14 protein-coding genes are annotated in these 15,624 nt (G+C 65.5%); 1 reads left to right on the forward strand and 13 read right to left on the reverse strand.

Annotated elements, in window-relative coordinates; all coding sequences use genetic code 11:
- Positions 1 to 63: 63 nt before the first annotated feature.
- From KUV74_RS18080 to KUV74_RS18130, 11 genes are all read right to left on the reverse strand, one after another.
- Complete coding sequence (locus tag KUV74_RS18080) at positions 64 to 234, reverse strand: hypothetical protein (protein WP_157033145.1); 171 nt, start codon at positions 232 to 234, stop codon at positions 64 to 66.
- A 17-nt stretch (positions 235 to 251) separates the two neighbouring features.
- Complete coding sequence (locus KUV74_RS18085; RefSeq protein ID WP_108132745.1) at positions 252 to 461, reverse strand: hypothetical protein; 210 nt, start codon at positions 459 to 461, stop codon at positions 252 to 254.
- A 156-nt stretch (positions 462 to 617) separates the two neighbouring features.
- Complete coding sequence (locus KUV74_RS18090) at positions 618 to 1,532, reverse strand: hydroxymethylglutaryl-CoA lyase (protein WP_222517014.1); 915 nt, start codon at positions 1,530 to 1,532, stop codon at positions 618 to 620.
- On the reverse strand, positions 1,532 to 3,682 hold the full coding sequence (locus tag KUV74_RS18095) for an acetyl/propionyl/methylcrotonyl-CoA carboxylase subunit alpha (RefSeq protein WP_222517015.1): 2,151 nt from the start codon (positions 3,680 to 3,682) through the stop codon (positions 1,532 to 1,534). Before KUV74_RS18095 ends, KUV74_RS18090 begins: the two co-directional genes overlap by 1 nt.
- Positions 3,679 to 4,545: an enoyl-CoA hydratase-related protein gene (locus KUV74_RS18100; RefSeq protein ID WP_222517016.1), complete on the reverse strand. Its 867-nt coding sequence runs from the start codon at positions 4,543 to 4,545 to the stop codon at positions 3,679 to 3,681. Before KUV74_RS18100 ends, KUV74_RS18095 begins: the two co-directional genes overlap by 4 nt.
- Before the next feature lie 20 nt (positions 4,546 to 4,565).
- Complete coding sequence (locus tag KUV74_RS18105) at positions 4,566 to 6,173, reverse strand: carboxyl transferase domain-containing protein (RefSeq protein ID WP_222517017.1); 1,608 nt, start codon at positions 6,171 to 6,173, stop codon at positions 4,566 to 4,568.
- A 12-nt stretch (positions 6,174 to 6,185) separates the two neighbouring features.
- Complete coding sequence (locus KUV74_RS18110; protein ID WP_108132750.1) at positions 6,186 to 7,355, reverse strand: isovaleryl-CoA dehydrogenase; 1,170 nt, start codon at positions 7,353 to 7,355, stop codon at positions 6,186 to 6,188.
- Positions 7,356 to 7,800: 445 nt separating this feature from the next.
- Positions 7,801 to 8,304 (reverse strand): cupin domain-containing protein, encoded by a 504-nt coding sequence (locus KUV74_RS18115; RefSeq protein WP_045994996.1) that lies wholly within the window; start codon positions 8,302 to 8,304, stop codon positions 7,801 to 7,803.
- Between the two features lie 172 nt (positions 8,305 to 8,476).
- The gene (locus KUV74_RS18120; protein ID WP_222517018.1) at positions 8,477 to 9,325 is read right to left on the reverse strand and encodes a substrate-binding domain-containing protein; all 849 of its coding nucleotides are present in this window, start codon (positions 9,323 to 9,325) and stop codon (positions 8,477 to 8,479) included.
- Positions 9,326 to 9,375: 50 nt separating this feature from the next.
- Positions 9,376 to 10,101: an ATP-binding cassette domain-containing protein gene (locus KUV74_RS18125; RefSeq protein WP_108447746.1), complete on the reverse strand. Its 726-nt coding sequence runs from the start codon at positions 10,099 to 10,101 to the stop codon at positions 9,376 to 9,378.
- Positions 10,098 to 10,796, reverse strand: coding sequence for an ABC transporter permease (locus tag KUV74_RS18130; RefSeq protein ID WP_108132752.1), 699 nt, complete (start codon positions 10,794 to 10,796; stop codon positions 10,098 to 10,100). Before KUV74_RS18130 ends, KUV74_RS18125 begins: the two co-directional genes overlap by 4 nt.
- Before the next feature lie 157 nt (positions 10,797 to 10,953).
- Between KUV74_RS18130 and KUV74_RS18135 the strand changes: the two genes are divergently transcribed.
- Positions 10,954 to 11,844 (forward strand): helix-turn-helix transcriptional regulator, encoded by an 891-nt coding sequence (locus KUV74_RS18135; RefSeq protein ID WP_222517019.1) that lies wholly within the window; start codon positions 10,954 to 10,956, stop codon positions 11,842 to 11,844.
- Between the two features lie 74 nt (positions 11,845 to 11,918).
- Here the strand turns inward: KUV74_RS18135 and KUV74_RS18140 are convergent, their stop codons facing one another.
- Positions 11,919 to 13,235, reverse strand: a complete 1,317-nt coding sequence (locus KUV74_RS18140) for an HlyD family type I secretion periplasmic adaptor subunit (RefSeq protein WP_108132754.1) — start codon at positions 13,233 to 13,235, stop codon at positions 11,919 to 11,921.
- Positions 13,232 to 15,004, reverse strand: a complete 1,773-nt coding sequence (locus KUV74_RS18145) for a type I secretion system permease/ATPase (RefSeq protein WP_108447747.1) — start codon at positions 15,002 to 15,004, stop codon at positions 13,232 to 13,234. The genes KUV74_RS18140 and KUV74_RS18145 overlap by 4 nt, the downstream gene beginning before the upstream one ends.
- Positions 15,005 to 15,624 lie beyond the last annotated feature (620 nt).

Here is a 15,624-nt window from a genome sequence, read left to right on the forward strand (position 1 = left end):
GCAATCGGAAGCGATGCCATGGTGGCGGGAGGAGGAGGCGTTGCAGATAAAGTCCGGTTGCCATCAGCTGGCGAACAGCAAGGCGACCACCGCGACAATAAGAATGCCGAACTGCGCGGCACGAATGTAGAGCGACCAGCCATGGTAGAGGCTGATACGGATGCGCTCGGCAGGGCTTTCGGTGAGGTAGATATAGCCACACACCAGCACGGGAAAGATGAGCAGCCCGATCATGGTGGGCGGCTACGCTGCTACTGGCTTTCGTGGGAAGCCAGGGGGAAGCTCTGGTCGATGCGTTGGCGCTCGAGCTCGGCGGCGTCCTTGCTGGCGTACCTGCGCACCACCACGGTACCCGAGGCAGTGATATCCACGTCATCCCAGCCTGCCGTCTCTGCCGCCTCGGTAGATTGCTGCAGCTGCTGCTGAATCTGCTCGAGAATGCGTTGGCCCTGTGCGCTCATGTCCTGTTCCTCTCATGGACTGACACTGAGAATAGCACGATGCGATGTATGTCGCGGGATGGAAAGGAAGCGGAAGAGAGAGGAAAGAGAGAGGGAAGGGAGGGAAGAATCGCTCAGGCCCTGTTTCTCGCTTTCCTCCTTCCCCCTCGGCATTGGTCAGCCCTTGGCAACCACCGCCACACCGGCCTTGGAGCGATTGGGACGCCCGATGGCGCGGGTGATCCAGTCGCCCACGGCGGCGATGCGCTCGAGGTCCACCGTGGTTTCGATGCCCTGGCCTTCAAGCAGGTAGACCACGTCCTCGGTGGCGACATTGCCGCTGGCGCCCTTGGCGTAGGGGCAGCCCCCGAGGCCAGCCACCGAGCTGTCGATCACCTGGACGCCGTCCTCGAGCACCGCGGCCAGATTGGCCAGCGCCTGGCCATAGGTGTCGTGGAAGTGGGCGGCCAGACGCTCGACCGGAACGTCACGGGCCACCGCCTCGAGCATGCGCCGGGCCTTGATTGGGGTACCGGTGCCGATGGTGTCGCCCAGTGACACCTCGTAGCAGCCCATCTCGTCCAGCGCCCGGGCGACCGCCGCCACCTGTTCTGGCGCGATCTCGCCTTCGTAGGGGCAGCCGAGCACGCAGGAAACATAGCCGCGCACCTGGATCCCCTGATCGCGGGCGCGTTCCACCACCGGGGCGAAGCGCTCTAGCGACTCGGCGATGGAGCAGTTGATGTTCTTTTGCGAGAACGACTCCGAGGCCGCGCCGAACACCGCCACCTCATCGACGCCGCACTCGATGGCCGCCTCCAGTCCCTTGAGGTTGGGAGTCAGCGCCGAATAGCGCACCCCTGGCTGGCCTTTGCCCTCTCGCATCAGGGCGGTCATCACCTCGCGGTGGTCGGCCATCTGTGGCACCCATTTGGGCGACACGAAGCTGGCCGCCTCGATATGGCGGTGGCCGGCCTTGGCCAGGCGTTCGACCAGTTCGAGCTTGGTCGCCGTGGTGATCGGGTCCGGCTCGTTCTGCAGGCCGTCGCGAGGCCCGACTTCGACGATGCGAACGCTGGCGGGAAGGGCCATCAGCGGGACTCCTTTTGCTCGGTTTCGGGCTGTGTCTCTGACTGCGCCTCTGTTGACGACGCGCCGGCGTCGAACTCCAGCAGCACGTCGCCCTGGCCGACGGTGTCGCCGGCGGCGAAGTGGAAGCTGGCCACGGCGCCGTCGGCCGGGGCGGTGAGGGTGTGCTCCATCTTCATCGCTTCCATCACCATCAGGGCGTCACCCTTGGCAACGGCAGCACCGGGCGCAACCAGCAGCGCCACCACGGTACCGTGCATGGGCGCGGTCAGGGTCGACTCGACCTCGTGCTGGCCGTGGTCGATGGCGTCGATACGCCGCCAGTAGAGGCGGACCTCGCCCTCGGGGCTCGACAGCACGATCTCGTTGCGCTCCTTGCCTTCGCCCACCAGGCGCGCCTGCAGGCGGCGGCGGTGGCCGTCCAGGGTGATCGCCACGGCGTCGCCGGGCAGATCGGTGAGGCTCGCCGATACCTGCTGAACCTCGTCGCGATTGGCCCCGCTGATGCTGAGCTGCCAGGCGTCGTCGCTGGCCCCATGACGTCCCTCGACCAGCGCCAGGCTGGCAGGCTCGGCGTCCAGCGCCTCGCGCGGGTCGCACAGGGCGATACGAATCTGGCGCGGGCCGTTCAGGCGAAAGCCGTCGTGGCGGTCCCAGGGCGAGTCGCTCTCGCACTCCCGAGACAGCTGATGCAGCGCCACCAGAGCGGCGCTGGCCAGGCTGTCCTGGTCGAGGCCGCGGGAGGCGAACAGGCTGTCCTCGTGGCGCTCGATAAAGCGGGTATCGAGGTTGGCCGCCTGGAAGTCCGGGTGGGTGGCCAGGCGCTGCAGGAAGCCGCGGTTGGTGACCACACCACGCACGTCCAGCGCCGCCAGGGCGCGGTTCAGGGTCGCCAGCGCCGAGGCGCGGTCGGGGCCGTGGGTGATCAGCTTGGCCAGCATGGGGTCGTAGTGCATCGACACCATGTCACCGCTTTCGACCCCGCTGTCCAGGCGCACCCTGGCCGGGTCCAGCGAGGCGCCCTCGAGGTCCAGCGAAAAGTGGCTGAGCAGGCCGGTGGCGGGCAGGAAGTCCTGGTCGGCGTCCTCGGCGTAAAGCCGCGCCTCGAAGCTGTGGCCATTGATGGTCAGCTCATCCTGGCTCAGCGGCAGGCGCTCGCCCATGGCCACGCGCAGCTGCCACTCGACCAGGTCCTGCCCGGTGATCATCTCGGTGACAGGGTGTTCCACCTGCAGGCGGGTGTTCATCTCCATGAAATAGAAGGAGCCGTCCTGCCCCGGTGAGGCGTCGAGCAGAAACTCCACCGTGCCGGCGCCGACGTAACCGATCTCCTGGGCCGCGCGCACCGCCGCCTCGCCCATGGCCTGGCGCAGTTCCAGGGTCATGCCCGGTGCAGGGGCTTCCTCGAGCACCTTCTGGTGACGACGCTGCACGCTGCAGTCGCGCTCGAACAGGTAGACGCCGCCGCCGTGGCTGTCGCAGAACACCTGGACCTCGACGTGGCGAGGCTGGGTCAGGTACTTCTCGATCAACATGCGGTCGTCGTTGAAGGCCGCGCGGGACTCCCGTCGGCAGCCGTCCAGGGCCGCCTGGAACTCGTCGGCGTTCTCGACCACGCGCATGCCCTTGCCGCCGCCACCGGCGCTGGCCTTGAGCAGCACCGGATAGCCGATGGCGTCGGCCTCGCGCTTGAGCAGGTCGTCGTCCTGATCATCCCCGTGGTAGCCCGGCACCAGCGGGACCCCGGCGTCCATCATGCGGGCCTTGGCGGCGGACTTGTCGCCCATGGCCTTGATGCTGGAGGCGGGCGGGCCGACGAAGACGATACCGGCGTCTTCGCAGGCGCTGACGAAGGCCTCGTTTTCCGACAGGAAACCGTAGCCGGGATGGATAGCGCCGGCGCCGCTGCGGCGGGCCGCCGCGATGACCTTGTCGACATCGAGATAGCTTTCCCGGGCCGGCGCCGGACCGATGCGGATCGCCTCATCGGCTTCGCGCACGTGGCGCGCGCCTTCATCGGCGTCGGAGTACACCGCCACCGTCTTCAGGCCCATGGCCCGGGCGGTGGCCATGACACGACAGGCGATCTCGCCACGATTGGCCACCAGCAGAGTGTCGAAGCGCGGCTGGCGGTCTGACGGATTCGAGCTCATGAGGCGCTCCCTTTTTTGTTGGTGGATGAGGGGGGGCTGGCGGATGAAGGGGGGCTGGTGGAAGAGGCGGTGTCGGCCCAGGCCGGACGGCGCTTCTCGAGGAAACTCGCCAGTCCCTCCTGGCCTTCGGCGCTGGTGCGCAGTTCACTGATGACCTGACAGGTGCGCTCGCGGGTGGCGTCGCTGTCGGTGTCCCTGGCGACTTCCGCCAGCAGGCCCTTGGTGGCCCGGCTGGCCTGGGGCGAGGTGGCCAGCAGGGTGTCGAGCATCGCGTCGATGGCGGCGTCGAGTTCCTCTGCGGCGACCACCCGGTGGACCAGGTCCAGTCGCTGGGCGGTGTCGGCGTCCATGACTTCGGCGCTGAGCGCGTAGCGGCGCATCTGACGGCTGCCGATGGCGCGCTGCACGTAGGGGCTGATGACCGCCGGCGACAGGCCGATGCGCACCTCGGACAGGCAGAACTTGGCTCTGTCGGAGGCGATCACGATGTCGCAGCAGGCGGCCAGGCCTACCGCGCCACCGAAGGCCGCACCCTGGACCCGGCACACCGTCACGCAGGGCAGGCTGTCGAGGCCGTGCATCAGGCGAGACAGCTCACGCGAGTCGGCCAGGTTGTCGTCGACGCTGTAGTCGACCATGCGCTTCATCCAGTTGAGGTCGGCGCCGGCGGAGAAGCTCTTGCCCTCTGAACCCAGCACCAGCACTCGTACCTTGCCGCTGTCGGCGGCCTGGCGTACCTGATCCAGGTGGGCGTTGAGCTCGCCGATCAGGGCGTCGTCGAAGGCGTTGTGCACCTCGGGGCGGGTCAGTGTCAACCAGGCAACCCCCCGGTCGTCGATCCGTAGTTGGGACATGTCTGACATGGGATCCATCCTTGAGGGCATTACATGCGGAAGACGCCGAAGCGCGTCTGTTCGATCTCGGCATTCATCGCGGCGGCCAGCGACAGGCCCAGTACATCGCGGGTCTGGGCCGGGTCGATCACACCGTCGTCCCACAGTCGGGCGCTGGCGTAGTAGGGATGGCCCTGGTGTTCGTACTGTTCGCGGGTCGGCTTCTTGAAGGCCTCTTCGTCCTCGGCGGACCAGGACTCGCCGGCGCGTTCGATCTGCTCGCGCTTGACCTGGGACAGCACGCCGGCGGCCTGCTCGCCGCCCATCACCGAGATGCGGGCGTTGGGCCACATGAACAAAAGGTTGGGTTCGAAGGCGCGGCCGCACATGCCGTAGTTGCCGGCACCGAAGCTGCCGCCGATCAGCACCGTGAACTTGGGCACCTTGGCGCAGGACACCGCGGTCACCAGCTTGGCGCCGTGCTTGGCGATGCCCTCGTGCTCGTACTTCGAGCCGACCATGAAGCCGGTGATGTTCTGCAGGAACACCAGCGGAATCTTGCGCTGGGCACACAGTTCGATGAAGTGGGCGCCCTTGACCGCGCTCTCCGAGAACAGCACCCCGTTGTTGGCGACGATGCCCACCGGATGACCGTGGATATGGGCGAAGCCGGTGACCAGGGTATCGCCGTAGTAGCGCTTGAACTCGTCGAAGTCGGAGCCGTCGACGATCCGCGCGATGACCTCGCGCACCTCGAAGGGCTTCTTGAGGTCGGTACCGACGATACCGTAGAGCTCCTCGGGGTCGAGGCTGGGCGGGCGCGGAGCGGCCATCGCCAGCTCGCCGCGCTTCTGCCAGTTCAGGCGGGACACGCAGCGCCTGGCGATCTGCAGGGCGTGGGCGTCGTTGTCGGCGTAGTGGTCGGCGACCCCGCTGATCCGGGTATGGACGTCGGCGCCGCCCAGGTCCTCGGCGCTGATGGTCTCGCCGGTCGCGGCCTTGACCAGCGGCGGGCCGCCGAGAAAGATCGTGCCCTGCTCGCGCACGATGATCGATTCATCGGCCATGGCCGGCACATAGGCGCCACCGGCGGTGCACGAGCCCATCACCACGGCGATCTGGGGAATTCCCTCCGCCGACAGGGTGGCCTGGTTGTAGAAGATCCGGCCGAAGTGGTCGCGGTCGGGGAATACCTCGTCCTGGCGCGGCAGAAAGGCACCGCCGGAGTCGACCAGGTAGACGCAGGGCAGGCGATGCTTGCGCGCGACTTCCTGGGCGCGCAGGTGCTTTTTCACCGTCAGCGGAAAATAGGTGCCGCCCTTGACGGTGGCGTCGTTGGCGACGATCACGCACTCGACGCCCGAAACGCGGCCGATGCCGGTGACGATGCCGGCCGCCGGCACTTCGGTGTCATACACCTCATGGGCGGCCAGCGCCGACAATTCGAGGAAGGGCGAGCCCTCGTCGAGCAGGTGGTCGATGCGGTCGCGCACGAACAGCTTGCCGCGGGATTCGTGCCGGCTACGGGCCTTGTCGCCACCGCCACGGCGGATGGCAGCGGTCAGTTCGGCCAGTTTGCCGACTTCGGCGCGCATGGCCGCGTCCCGGGCCTTGAAGTCCTCGGAGCGCGGGTTGATCTTGGTGTCCAGAATCGCCATGACCGGCTCCCCTTACTTGGATTCGTTGAACAGCTCACGCCCGATCAGCATGCGCCGGATCTCGCTGGTGCCGGCACCGATCTCGTAGAGCTTGGCGTCACGCAGCAGGCGCCCGGTCGGATACTCGTTGATGTAGCCGTTGCCGCCGAGCAGCTGGATGGCGTCCAGCGCCACCTGAGTGGCCTTCTCGGCGCAGTAGAGGATCACCCCGGCGGCGTCCTTGCGCGAGGTCTGGCCGCGGTCGCAGGCGGCGGCGACGGTGTAGAGGTAGGCGCGGCAGGCGTTCAGGGTGGTGTACATGTCGGCGACCTTGCCCTGGACCAGCTGGAACTCGCCGATGGACTGGTTGAACTGCTTGCGCTCGTGGATGTAAGGCACCACCACGTCCATCGCCGCCTGCATGATGCCGATGGGGCCAGCAGCCAGCACGGTGCGCTCGTAGTCCAGCCCGCTCATCAGCACGCGCACGCCCTTGCCGACCTCGCCCAGCACGTTCTCGGCGGGGACTTCACAGTCCTCGAACACTAGTTCACAGGTGTTGGAGCCGCGCATGCCGAGCTTGTCGAGCTTCTGGGCGGTGGAGAAGCCGGCAAAGCCCTTCTCGATGATAAAGGCCGTCATGCCCTTGGAGCCGGCGTCAGGATCGGTCTTGGCGTAGACCACCAGCACGTCGGCGTCGGGGCCGTTGGTGATCCACATCTTGTTGCCGTTGAGGATGTAGCGGTCGCCGTCCTTGCGGGCGCGCAGCTTCATCGACACCACGTCGGAACCGGCGCCCGGCTCCGACATGGCCAGCGCGCCCACGTGCTCGCCAGAGATCAGCTTGGGCAGGTACCTGGCCTTCTGCTCGGCGGAGGCGTTGATCTTCAGCTGATTGACGCACAGGTTGGAGTGGGCGCCGTAGGACAGGCCCACCGAGGCGCTGGCCCGGGAGATTTCTTCCATGGCGATGCAGTGGGCCAGATAACCCATGCCGGTGCCGCCGTCCTCGTCGGACACGGTGATGCCGAGCAGGCCCATGTCGCCGAACTTCTGCCACAGGTCGGCGGGGAATTCATTTTTCTCGTCGATTTCGCCGGCGCGGGGAGCGATCTCGTCGCGGGCGAAGGCGTTGACCTGGTCGCGCAGCATGACCAGGGTTTCGTCGAGGCCGAAATCGAGAGGCGTGTAGGGGCTGAACATGATGGGCTCCGGGGCATCCTTGATGGTCGATACGGCGCCAGGAGGGGGCCGGACCATCTTTATTGATGGTGTTGGTGACGAGGTGAAACGGCACCGCAGGCGGTGAGCGTTCACGGGATGACAAGAAGACTAGGCAAGGTTTACGTTAACGTAAAGTGCAGCTTGTGATGCTTGCGACCAAAGTTGGTAGATAGGTGCGGGTAGTCGAGCGGCAGGCGCCCGGCAGTGGGTCGCCACCAGAAGCGCCAGACGACGCCTTCGGGTCAGGGCCATGGGGTGAACAGGGTGGCCGTGCGGTTCAGATCGGGATCAGGATAATGGCAGTGGTTCAATGCCAGGCCAGATTCAGGGACGAGATCGGCAACGTCTGAGAAAGCGCGTCTGGCACGAGGCATGGAGCGATACGGCGAGGGTGAGCCATCTGCCGCCAGGCACGCCCGTCCCATCAACCTTCGTCCTGCCAGTAGTCCACCGCGTCCTGGCGCATGCCGTAGTGTTCGAAGCTGCGCTCGGCCTTGTCGCCGCCCGGAGCGCTGCCGGCCAGTACACCAAACTTGCCTGAGTCGGGATACTCCATCACGTCCGGTGCGTTCATGCTGCTGATACACAGATAGGTCAGGGGTTCGTCGGAGTCGTTGATGATCTGGTGGGCGCAGTCGGCGTCGCCGGCGGGGGCCGCGATCAGCTCCCCCTCGACGATGGGGTAGCGTTTCTCACCCAGACGCACGCTGCCCTTGCCCTTGAGCACGATGAACATCTCGTCATTGTTGTGATGGAAGTGGAAAGGCCAGGCGTGGCAGCCAGGTGCCAGGGTGACTCGGCGACAGCCGAGGTCGCGCATGCCCAGCACCGGCGTCAGGTTGATGATCTTGGCATCGACCTTGTCACCGTGCTGGTGGTCCTGGCGGGGGATCGGGCAGTGGCAGAGAGAGAGGATGCGAGCTCGCATTGAGGGTCCTTGTCGGTCATGGGGACGAACGAAGCACGCCGATCGCGTGCCTTCGCCCGTCTCGCGTCAATCCATGTATCAGCCTAGACCGAGATATATGACCCCGCTACGACCCTGGTCAGTTGACGTTGCTGCCTCGGGCGCGGCCGCCGGCTTCAGCGCAAGCCAGCGATTACTCGCCGTCGGCGTTGGGAAAGAACAGCTGCTGGCCCTTGACCTCGAAGTCGCCGATGGCCTGCTGGCCCGCCTTGGACAACAGCCAGTCGTGCCACTGGTTGGCCAGGTCGTGCTTGAGCTCCGGATGGCGCTCGGGTGACAGCTTGAGGCTGCCGTACTGGTTGAACAGCACCTCGTCCCCTTCGAACAGCAGCTCGAGATCCTGACGGTTATCGAAGGCCACCCAGGTGGCACGATCCGACATCACGTAGGCACCCATGCCCGCCGCGGTGTTGAGGGTGGCCCCCATGCCGCTGCCCAGTTCACGGTACCAGTCGCCGCCGGGTTCGACCCCCGCCGACTCCCACAGCCGCAGCTCCGCCCGGTTGGTGCCGCTGTCGTCGCCACGGGAGGCGAAGGGCGCCTTGTGCTCGGCGATCAGGTTGAGCGCCTCGGCGGCGCTGTCGGCGTCACGGATGCCTGCGGGATCCTCGGCCGGGCCGATCAGCACGAAGTCGTTGTACATGACGTCGGCGCGCTCGGTGGCGTATCCGTCCGCCACGAAGGCCTCTTCACCGGCGGTGTCGTGCACCAGCAGGCTGTCGGCGTCCCCGCGCCTGGCGATCTCGAAGGCCTGTCCGGTGCCCACGGCGACCACATGGACGTCGATGCCGGAGTCCTCGGTAAAGCTCGGGATGATGGCGTCGAACAGCCCCGAGTTCTGGGTCGAGGTGGTCGAGGCCAGGGTGATAAAAGGGGGCTCATCCTCGGCCTGGGCACTGGTGGCGCACACCGCCAGACCGGCGATCAGCAGGGCGCCGGAAAGCAGAGCACTGGCAGGAGTGGAGTCTGGATATCTTGTCATGGGGGCCTTCCTTGCGTGGGTTGATCGGACTTCTGGATGGGGCAGGCCGCTCAATCGAGCAGCTCGCCGTGGACAAAGGCGTGGCCCTCGGCGGTGACCGGGGCGTCGAAGAAGGTCGCCGCAGGGCTCTGTTCGACCAGCCTGCCGTGGTGCAGCAAGATCACCTCGTCGGCCAGTCGGCGCGCCTGATGAAGGTCATGGCTGGTCATCACGATGCGTACGCCCTGGCGGTGAAAGTCGCCAATGGCGGCCTCCACGGCGCGAATGGCGGCGGGATCCAGGGCCGAGGTGGGCTCATCGAGAAACAGCACCTCGGGCGACAGCAGCCAGGCCCGGGCCAGCGCCAGGCGCTGCTGTTCGCCGCCGGACAGTACCCTGGCCGGTCGCCGGGCGAGCGCCTCCAGGCCAAATCGTGTCAGCGCCTCCCCGGCCCGTTCGCGGCGCTGACGCCGCGGCACCCGCTGCACCGCCAGGGCATACTCGAGGTTGGCCAGGGCCGAGCGTCTGAGCAGCACCGGGCGCTGGAACACCATGGCCTGGCGTGGCGCCGCGCCTTCCCACACCAGGCGCCCCGACGTCGGTTGCAGCAGACCATGGGCCAGGCGCATCAGCAGGCTCTTGCCGGCGCCGTTGGGCCCCATGATCAGGGTGCGGCGATGGCCCTCCAGGTTCAGCGACAGCGGCCCCAGCAGCGTCTGCCCACGGGATGCGTAACTGACGCGATCGAAGTTCAGGCGTGGCGTCGTGGCCGGCACCGAAAGGGTCAAATGGGTCATCCGAGCTGCCTCCGCGTCGCTTCGCCCAGCAGATGTGCCAATGCATTGATGACCCCCACCAGTGTCAGCAACACGATACCCAGGCCCAGCGCCAGGGGCAGGTTGCCCTTGCTGGTCTCCAGCACGATGGCCGTCGTCATGACCCGGGTGACGCCATCGATGTTGCCGCCGACGATCATCACCGCTCCGACCTCGGCGCTGGCGCGGCCAAAGCCGGCCAGCACCACAGTGATCAGCGACAGCCTGGCGTCCCACAGCAAGGTCGGAATACGGCGCCGCCGAGAAACCCCGATGGAGGCGAGCTGTTCGGCGTACTCGCCGTGGAGCTCCTCGACCTTCTGACGGGTCAGGGCCGCCAGGATCGGCAGCACCAGGATGACCTGGGCCACGACCATGGCGGTGGGGGTAAACAGCAGCCCTAGTGAACCCAGCGGCCCTGCCCGGGACAGCAATAGATAGACGGCGAGCCCCGCCACCACCGGCGGCAGGCCCATCAGGGCATTGAGGGTGACGATAAGAGGGGCACGGCCTGGAAAGCGAAACAGCGCCAGCGCCGCCCCCAATGGAAAGGCCAGCAGGGCAGCGATGGCGACAGCGGTCAGCGAGATCTTCAGCGATAGCCCGACGATGTCGAGCAGGTCGGCGTCCAGACCGATGACGAGTTCAAGGGCAGTAAGGAAGGCAGAGTCGGTCATCGTGTCTCGGTCGATTTGGGGCGTCGGGTGCTTGCCGTTTTCCGGTCTACCGGCATGATGTGATGATCTACTGCGGCGCGCACCCCATGGCCGTAAAATATGCAGCCATAGACCACTTGCTGCAAAGTGGTCCTCTACACCTTTTGGAGGTAACCCGATGGTCGAACCCGTCCTGCCTCGCTACCTCACCACCGCAGAGGTGGCCGACTATCTGCGGTTGAAGCCACGCAAGGTCTACGATCTGGTCCGCCAGGGGCAGATTCCCTGCACCCGTGCCACCGGCAAACTGCTGTTTCCACGTCACGCCATCGACCTGTGGCTGATGAATCACCTGGAGGGGGATCAGTCTTCCGCGACCGAGCCGCTGGAGGTGATGGCCGGCAGTCAGGATCCGCTGCTGGACTGGGCGATGCGCGAGAGCGGCTGTGGCCTGGCGAGCCTTTGCCTGGGCAGCGGCGACGGCATCCAGCGGCTGCTGGCGGGCAAGGCCATGGTGGTGGGGGCTCATCTGCTGGACGGGGCGGGGCGCTACAATGTGCCCTCGGAGCTTGGCCTCGGTGGCATGCGGGACCTGGTGGTGGTGCACTGGGCCAGACGTACCCAGGGGCTGATGCTGGCGCCGGGCAACCCGCTTGGCCTCGAAGGCCTGGGTGACCTGGCAAGGCCGGGGCTGCGTATCGGTCGGCGACCCGAGGGTGCCGGCGCCCACCGCTTGCTGGGTTGGCTGCTGGAGCGGCAGGGCATCGAGATTGAGCGGCTGGATATGCTGGAGCATCCGGCGACAAGCGAGGACGACCTGGCGCTTGCCGTTGCCCAGGGCAGGGCGGACGTTGGGCTTGGTGTGGAGGCCGCAGCAAGGCGCCAGGGGCTTTATTTCCTGCCCCTGCACCAGGAGTCCTTCGACCTGCTGTTGCGGCGACGCAGCTATTTCAGCGATGCCCTGCAGCGGCTGTTCGCCTTCGCCCGGGGTGAGCGTTTACGCGACCAGGCGGAAAGCCTTGGCGGCTACGAGGTTTCGCGGATCGGGACGATTCGCTTCAACGCCTGATGCGAGGTCGGTGATCCTTGGTGTTCCGCCTTTCACGCGCGCAAGGGTGTCGCGTGAAAAGGCGGTCTCCCTACTTACTCCTCCCGCATCGCCCGTGCCAGCATGTCCACGATCGGTTTCGCCACGTAGCTGGCGAAGCTTCTTTCGCTGGTGCGGATCATCACCTCTGCCGGCATGCCGGCCATCAGCCGCATATTCTCGGTCATGTCCTTCTCGCCGAGTTCGGTGACCTGGATGCGTACCTTGTAATAGCGCTGGCGCGTCGCCTCGTCTTCGAAACTGTTGGCGCTGACGTGGACGACCTCACCGTCGATGACGTTGGACAGCCGCTGGTTGAAGGCGCTGAAGCGGATTTCCGCCGGTTGGCCAAGGTACAGATGGTCGACGTCGTGGTTGGCCACCTTGGCCTCGACGATAAAGCCGTCGCCCATGGGCACCAGGTCCATCAGCGGGTCGCCGCCGCGCACCACTGCGCCCAGGGTATGCACCTTGAGCCCGACCACGGTGCCCGCTACCGGGGCGGTGATCTGGGTGCGCTTCAAGGTATCGTTCAGCGCCACCAGACGTTCTTCAGCGTCCGCCACCTCGGCCTGCACCTGGCGCAGCGCCTCGCCGACCTGCTGCTGGAACTCCTGCAGGCGAATCTGCTTGTTCAGGGTGTTCTCGCTGATCTGGGCCCTGAGCCTGGCCACCTCGGAGACGTGACGAGCGTTGTCGCTCTGGTACTCCAGGCTCTCGCGCTCCATCTCGCGCATGCGCTGGCTGCTGATCAAGCCATCACGAAACAGCTTGCGGTGGTTGGCGACATCGCCGTTGAGGGAGTCGATTCGCCGCTGGGTGATGACCTGGGTCTCCTCGAGTCCGGTGATCTGCTCCTCGAGCTGGAGGATCTGCTGGTCGAGCGCCGCCAGGGTGCCCTCCAGCGAGTCGCGGCGTACCTCGAACAGCCGTCGCTGAACCTCAAGCACCGCCTGTACCCGGGCGTTGTCCGAATCGATCAGGGCCTGGGGGAAGACCAGCGTTTCGGCGCCGGACTGTTCGGCCAGCAGGCGTACTTCGCTGGCGCGGGCGATCAGGTACTCGGTCTCGACGATACGACTCTGGGCCATCGCCTGGGTGTCATCCAGGGTGATCAACGGTGCGCCGGCCTCGACCTGGCTGCCATCCTCGACGTGGATCTGCTCGACGATGCCACCCTCGAGATGCTGCACCGTCTTGGTGAAGCTCTCCACCGACACCGAGCCTGGAGCCACCACCGAGACCGCCAGGCTGGCCATCACCGACCAGCTACCGAAGCCGCCGAAGGCGACCAGCAGGATGATCAGGCCCATGCGCCGATAGCGAGTGTCCTGCAGCGGCAGGTCGTCCTGGGAAGGGGAGGGGCTGTTCATGATGAGGTCTCCTCACCGCCGCTGCGGCGGTTGACGGGGGAGCGCCCCCGGGCGCTGGGGTGCAGGGTGGTGACGCCGGGCGAGCGCCGTCCAGCGGTGGCCACGGCGGCCGCCGGCGTGTTGCGGCGGGGCGGCGTCAGCGAGGCGATCTGGCCGTCCTTGAGTACCAGGATACGATCGACGTTGCTCAGCAGGCGTTGGCGATGGGTGATCACCAGCGCGGTGGTGCCCTGCTGGCGCAGCTGGAGCAGGCACTCGGCCAGGGCGGCCTCACCGGCATCGTCCAGATTGGCGTCGGGTTCATCCAGCACGATCAGCGCGGGGTCGCCGTAGAGCGCTCGGGCCAGGCCGATACGCTGGCGCTGACCGGCAGACAGCGCGGTGCCGCCGTGATCCAGATAGGTGTCATAGCCTTCGGGCAGCTTCAGCACCAGTTCATGCACGCCGGCACGGCGGGCGGCACGTACGACCTGCTCGGGGTCGACCTCCTGGAAGCGGGCGATGTTCTCGGCCACGCTGCCGTCGAACAGCTCGATGTCCTGGGGCAGATAGCCGAGGTAGGGGCCCAGCGCAGTGCGATCCCACTTGTTGATATCGGCGCCATCCAGGCGCACGCAGCCAAGCTGAGCCGGCCATAGCCCGAGCACCACCCGGGCAAGGCTCGACTTGCCCGAGGCGCTGGGGCCGACCACGGCCAGGTGTTCGCCCTTGGCAAGCTTGAGGTCGATGTTGGTCAGGGTCGGCAGGCGCACGCCGGGAGGCGCGGCGCTGACGCCTTCCAGGCTGAGCTGACCGCGGGGCCGGGGCAGCGGCATGGTCGGCGGATCGGCGGGCACCTCGTCGAGCAACGCCTCGAGTCGTCCCTTGGCCGTGCGTGCCCCGGAAAAGCCCTTCCAGCCGTTGATCATCTGGTCGATGGGGGCGAGGGCGCGGCCCATCAGGATCGAACCGGCGATCATCATGCCAGGGGTCAGCTCGCCCCTGAGCACCAGAAAGGCACCGATGCCCAGGATCAGCGACTGGAACATCAGCCGCAGCACCTTGGAGGTATTGGTCAGCAGGCCCGAACGATCGCTGGCCTGGGATTGCAGCACCAGGTATTCACGATGGCGCGCCGCCCAGCGGCCCTGGATGCCGGGCAGCATGCCCATGGCGTGCAGCACCTCGGCGTTGCGCAGGTTGCTGTTGGCCAGGTCCTGGGACTGCACGTGGCGACCGTTGGCCTCGGTCAGCAGTTGCTTGGTCATACGCTCGTTGATGACCGCGATGGTGGCCAGGATCACGCCGGCGCCCAGGGCAAACAGCCCAAACCACGGATGAAAGAGTGCCAGCACCCCGATGTAGACCGGTACCCAGGGCGCATCGAAGAAGGCAAACAGGCCGTTGCCGGAGAGGAACTGACGCAGGCTGGTCAGGTCGTTGAGCGGTTGGGCGGAGGGCTTGCCGGGACTCGACAGGGTGCGCTTGAACATGGCGCTGTAGAGCCGGGGACTGATCAGCGCATCGAGGCGATTGCCGACCCGGACCAGGATGCGTGAGCGCATCAGCTCGAGCCCACCCATCACCAGAAACAGGAACACCACCACCAGCGTCAGCATCCACAGGGTTTCCTGGCTGCGGGTGGTCAGCACCCGGTCATACACCTGCAGCATATAGAGTGGCGGCACCAGCATCAGCAGGTTGATGAACAGGCTGAACAGGGCCACATAGCCAAAGCTGCGCCGGCAGAAGGCCAGCACCTTGCGCAGATCGTTGTGTTCCGCAGACATCTTCCCGCTCCCCCTGGACGTTACGTCATTTTTCTTGTTTGGCGAACATTGCGCCGTTTTTTTGAAAATCGGTTGGGCCATTTGCCCATGGATGGTGAATGTCGTGGGTCAACTCGGACGTCGAATGACTAAAGATGTTATGCGGATTTTTCTACCTTGCAACTACTTTATAGGGGCTTTTGCCTAGTTATTCTTTGGATTTTATTCCCCAGTTATCTGCGGGCTGTATCTCTGATTTTTTAATAGTGAAAATCTGAATATATATCCGATGTTGGCATAATAAAAGTCTCATGTTTGAGTGTTGTTACGCTGGTCTTCAAGGTGTCTTGTTCTTGGTTTTACGGTGGTGGGTATACTGCATGCAGAGAGGTTAATAATTTAATAAAACATTGAAAAACAATTAGATAACGCACCGTTGATGAGGGTTTCTCTACCGTTTATTTCGCATGGTTAGCGCTGTCAAAAAAATCTTGATGTACCTCCGTCGGGTTATAGAATCAGAGAGAGCCATCTCTTTCTGGCTGCCGGTTCGTTTGTTGTCTCAGCGGAAGTTGGGGATTCGTCTGGGCGGACTGTAAAGCGGCGAGAGAGATCTTCGAAGAAAGTCGATGGGTTCTTGT

This window comes from Halomonas sp. DP1Y21-3, assembly GCF_019801245.1.
Classification (GTDB): domain Bacteria; phylum Pseudomonadota; class Gammaproteobacteria; order Pseudomonadales; family Halomonadaceae; genus Halomonas; species Halomonas litopenaei.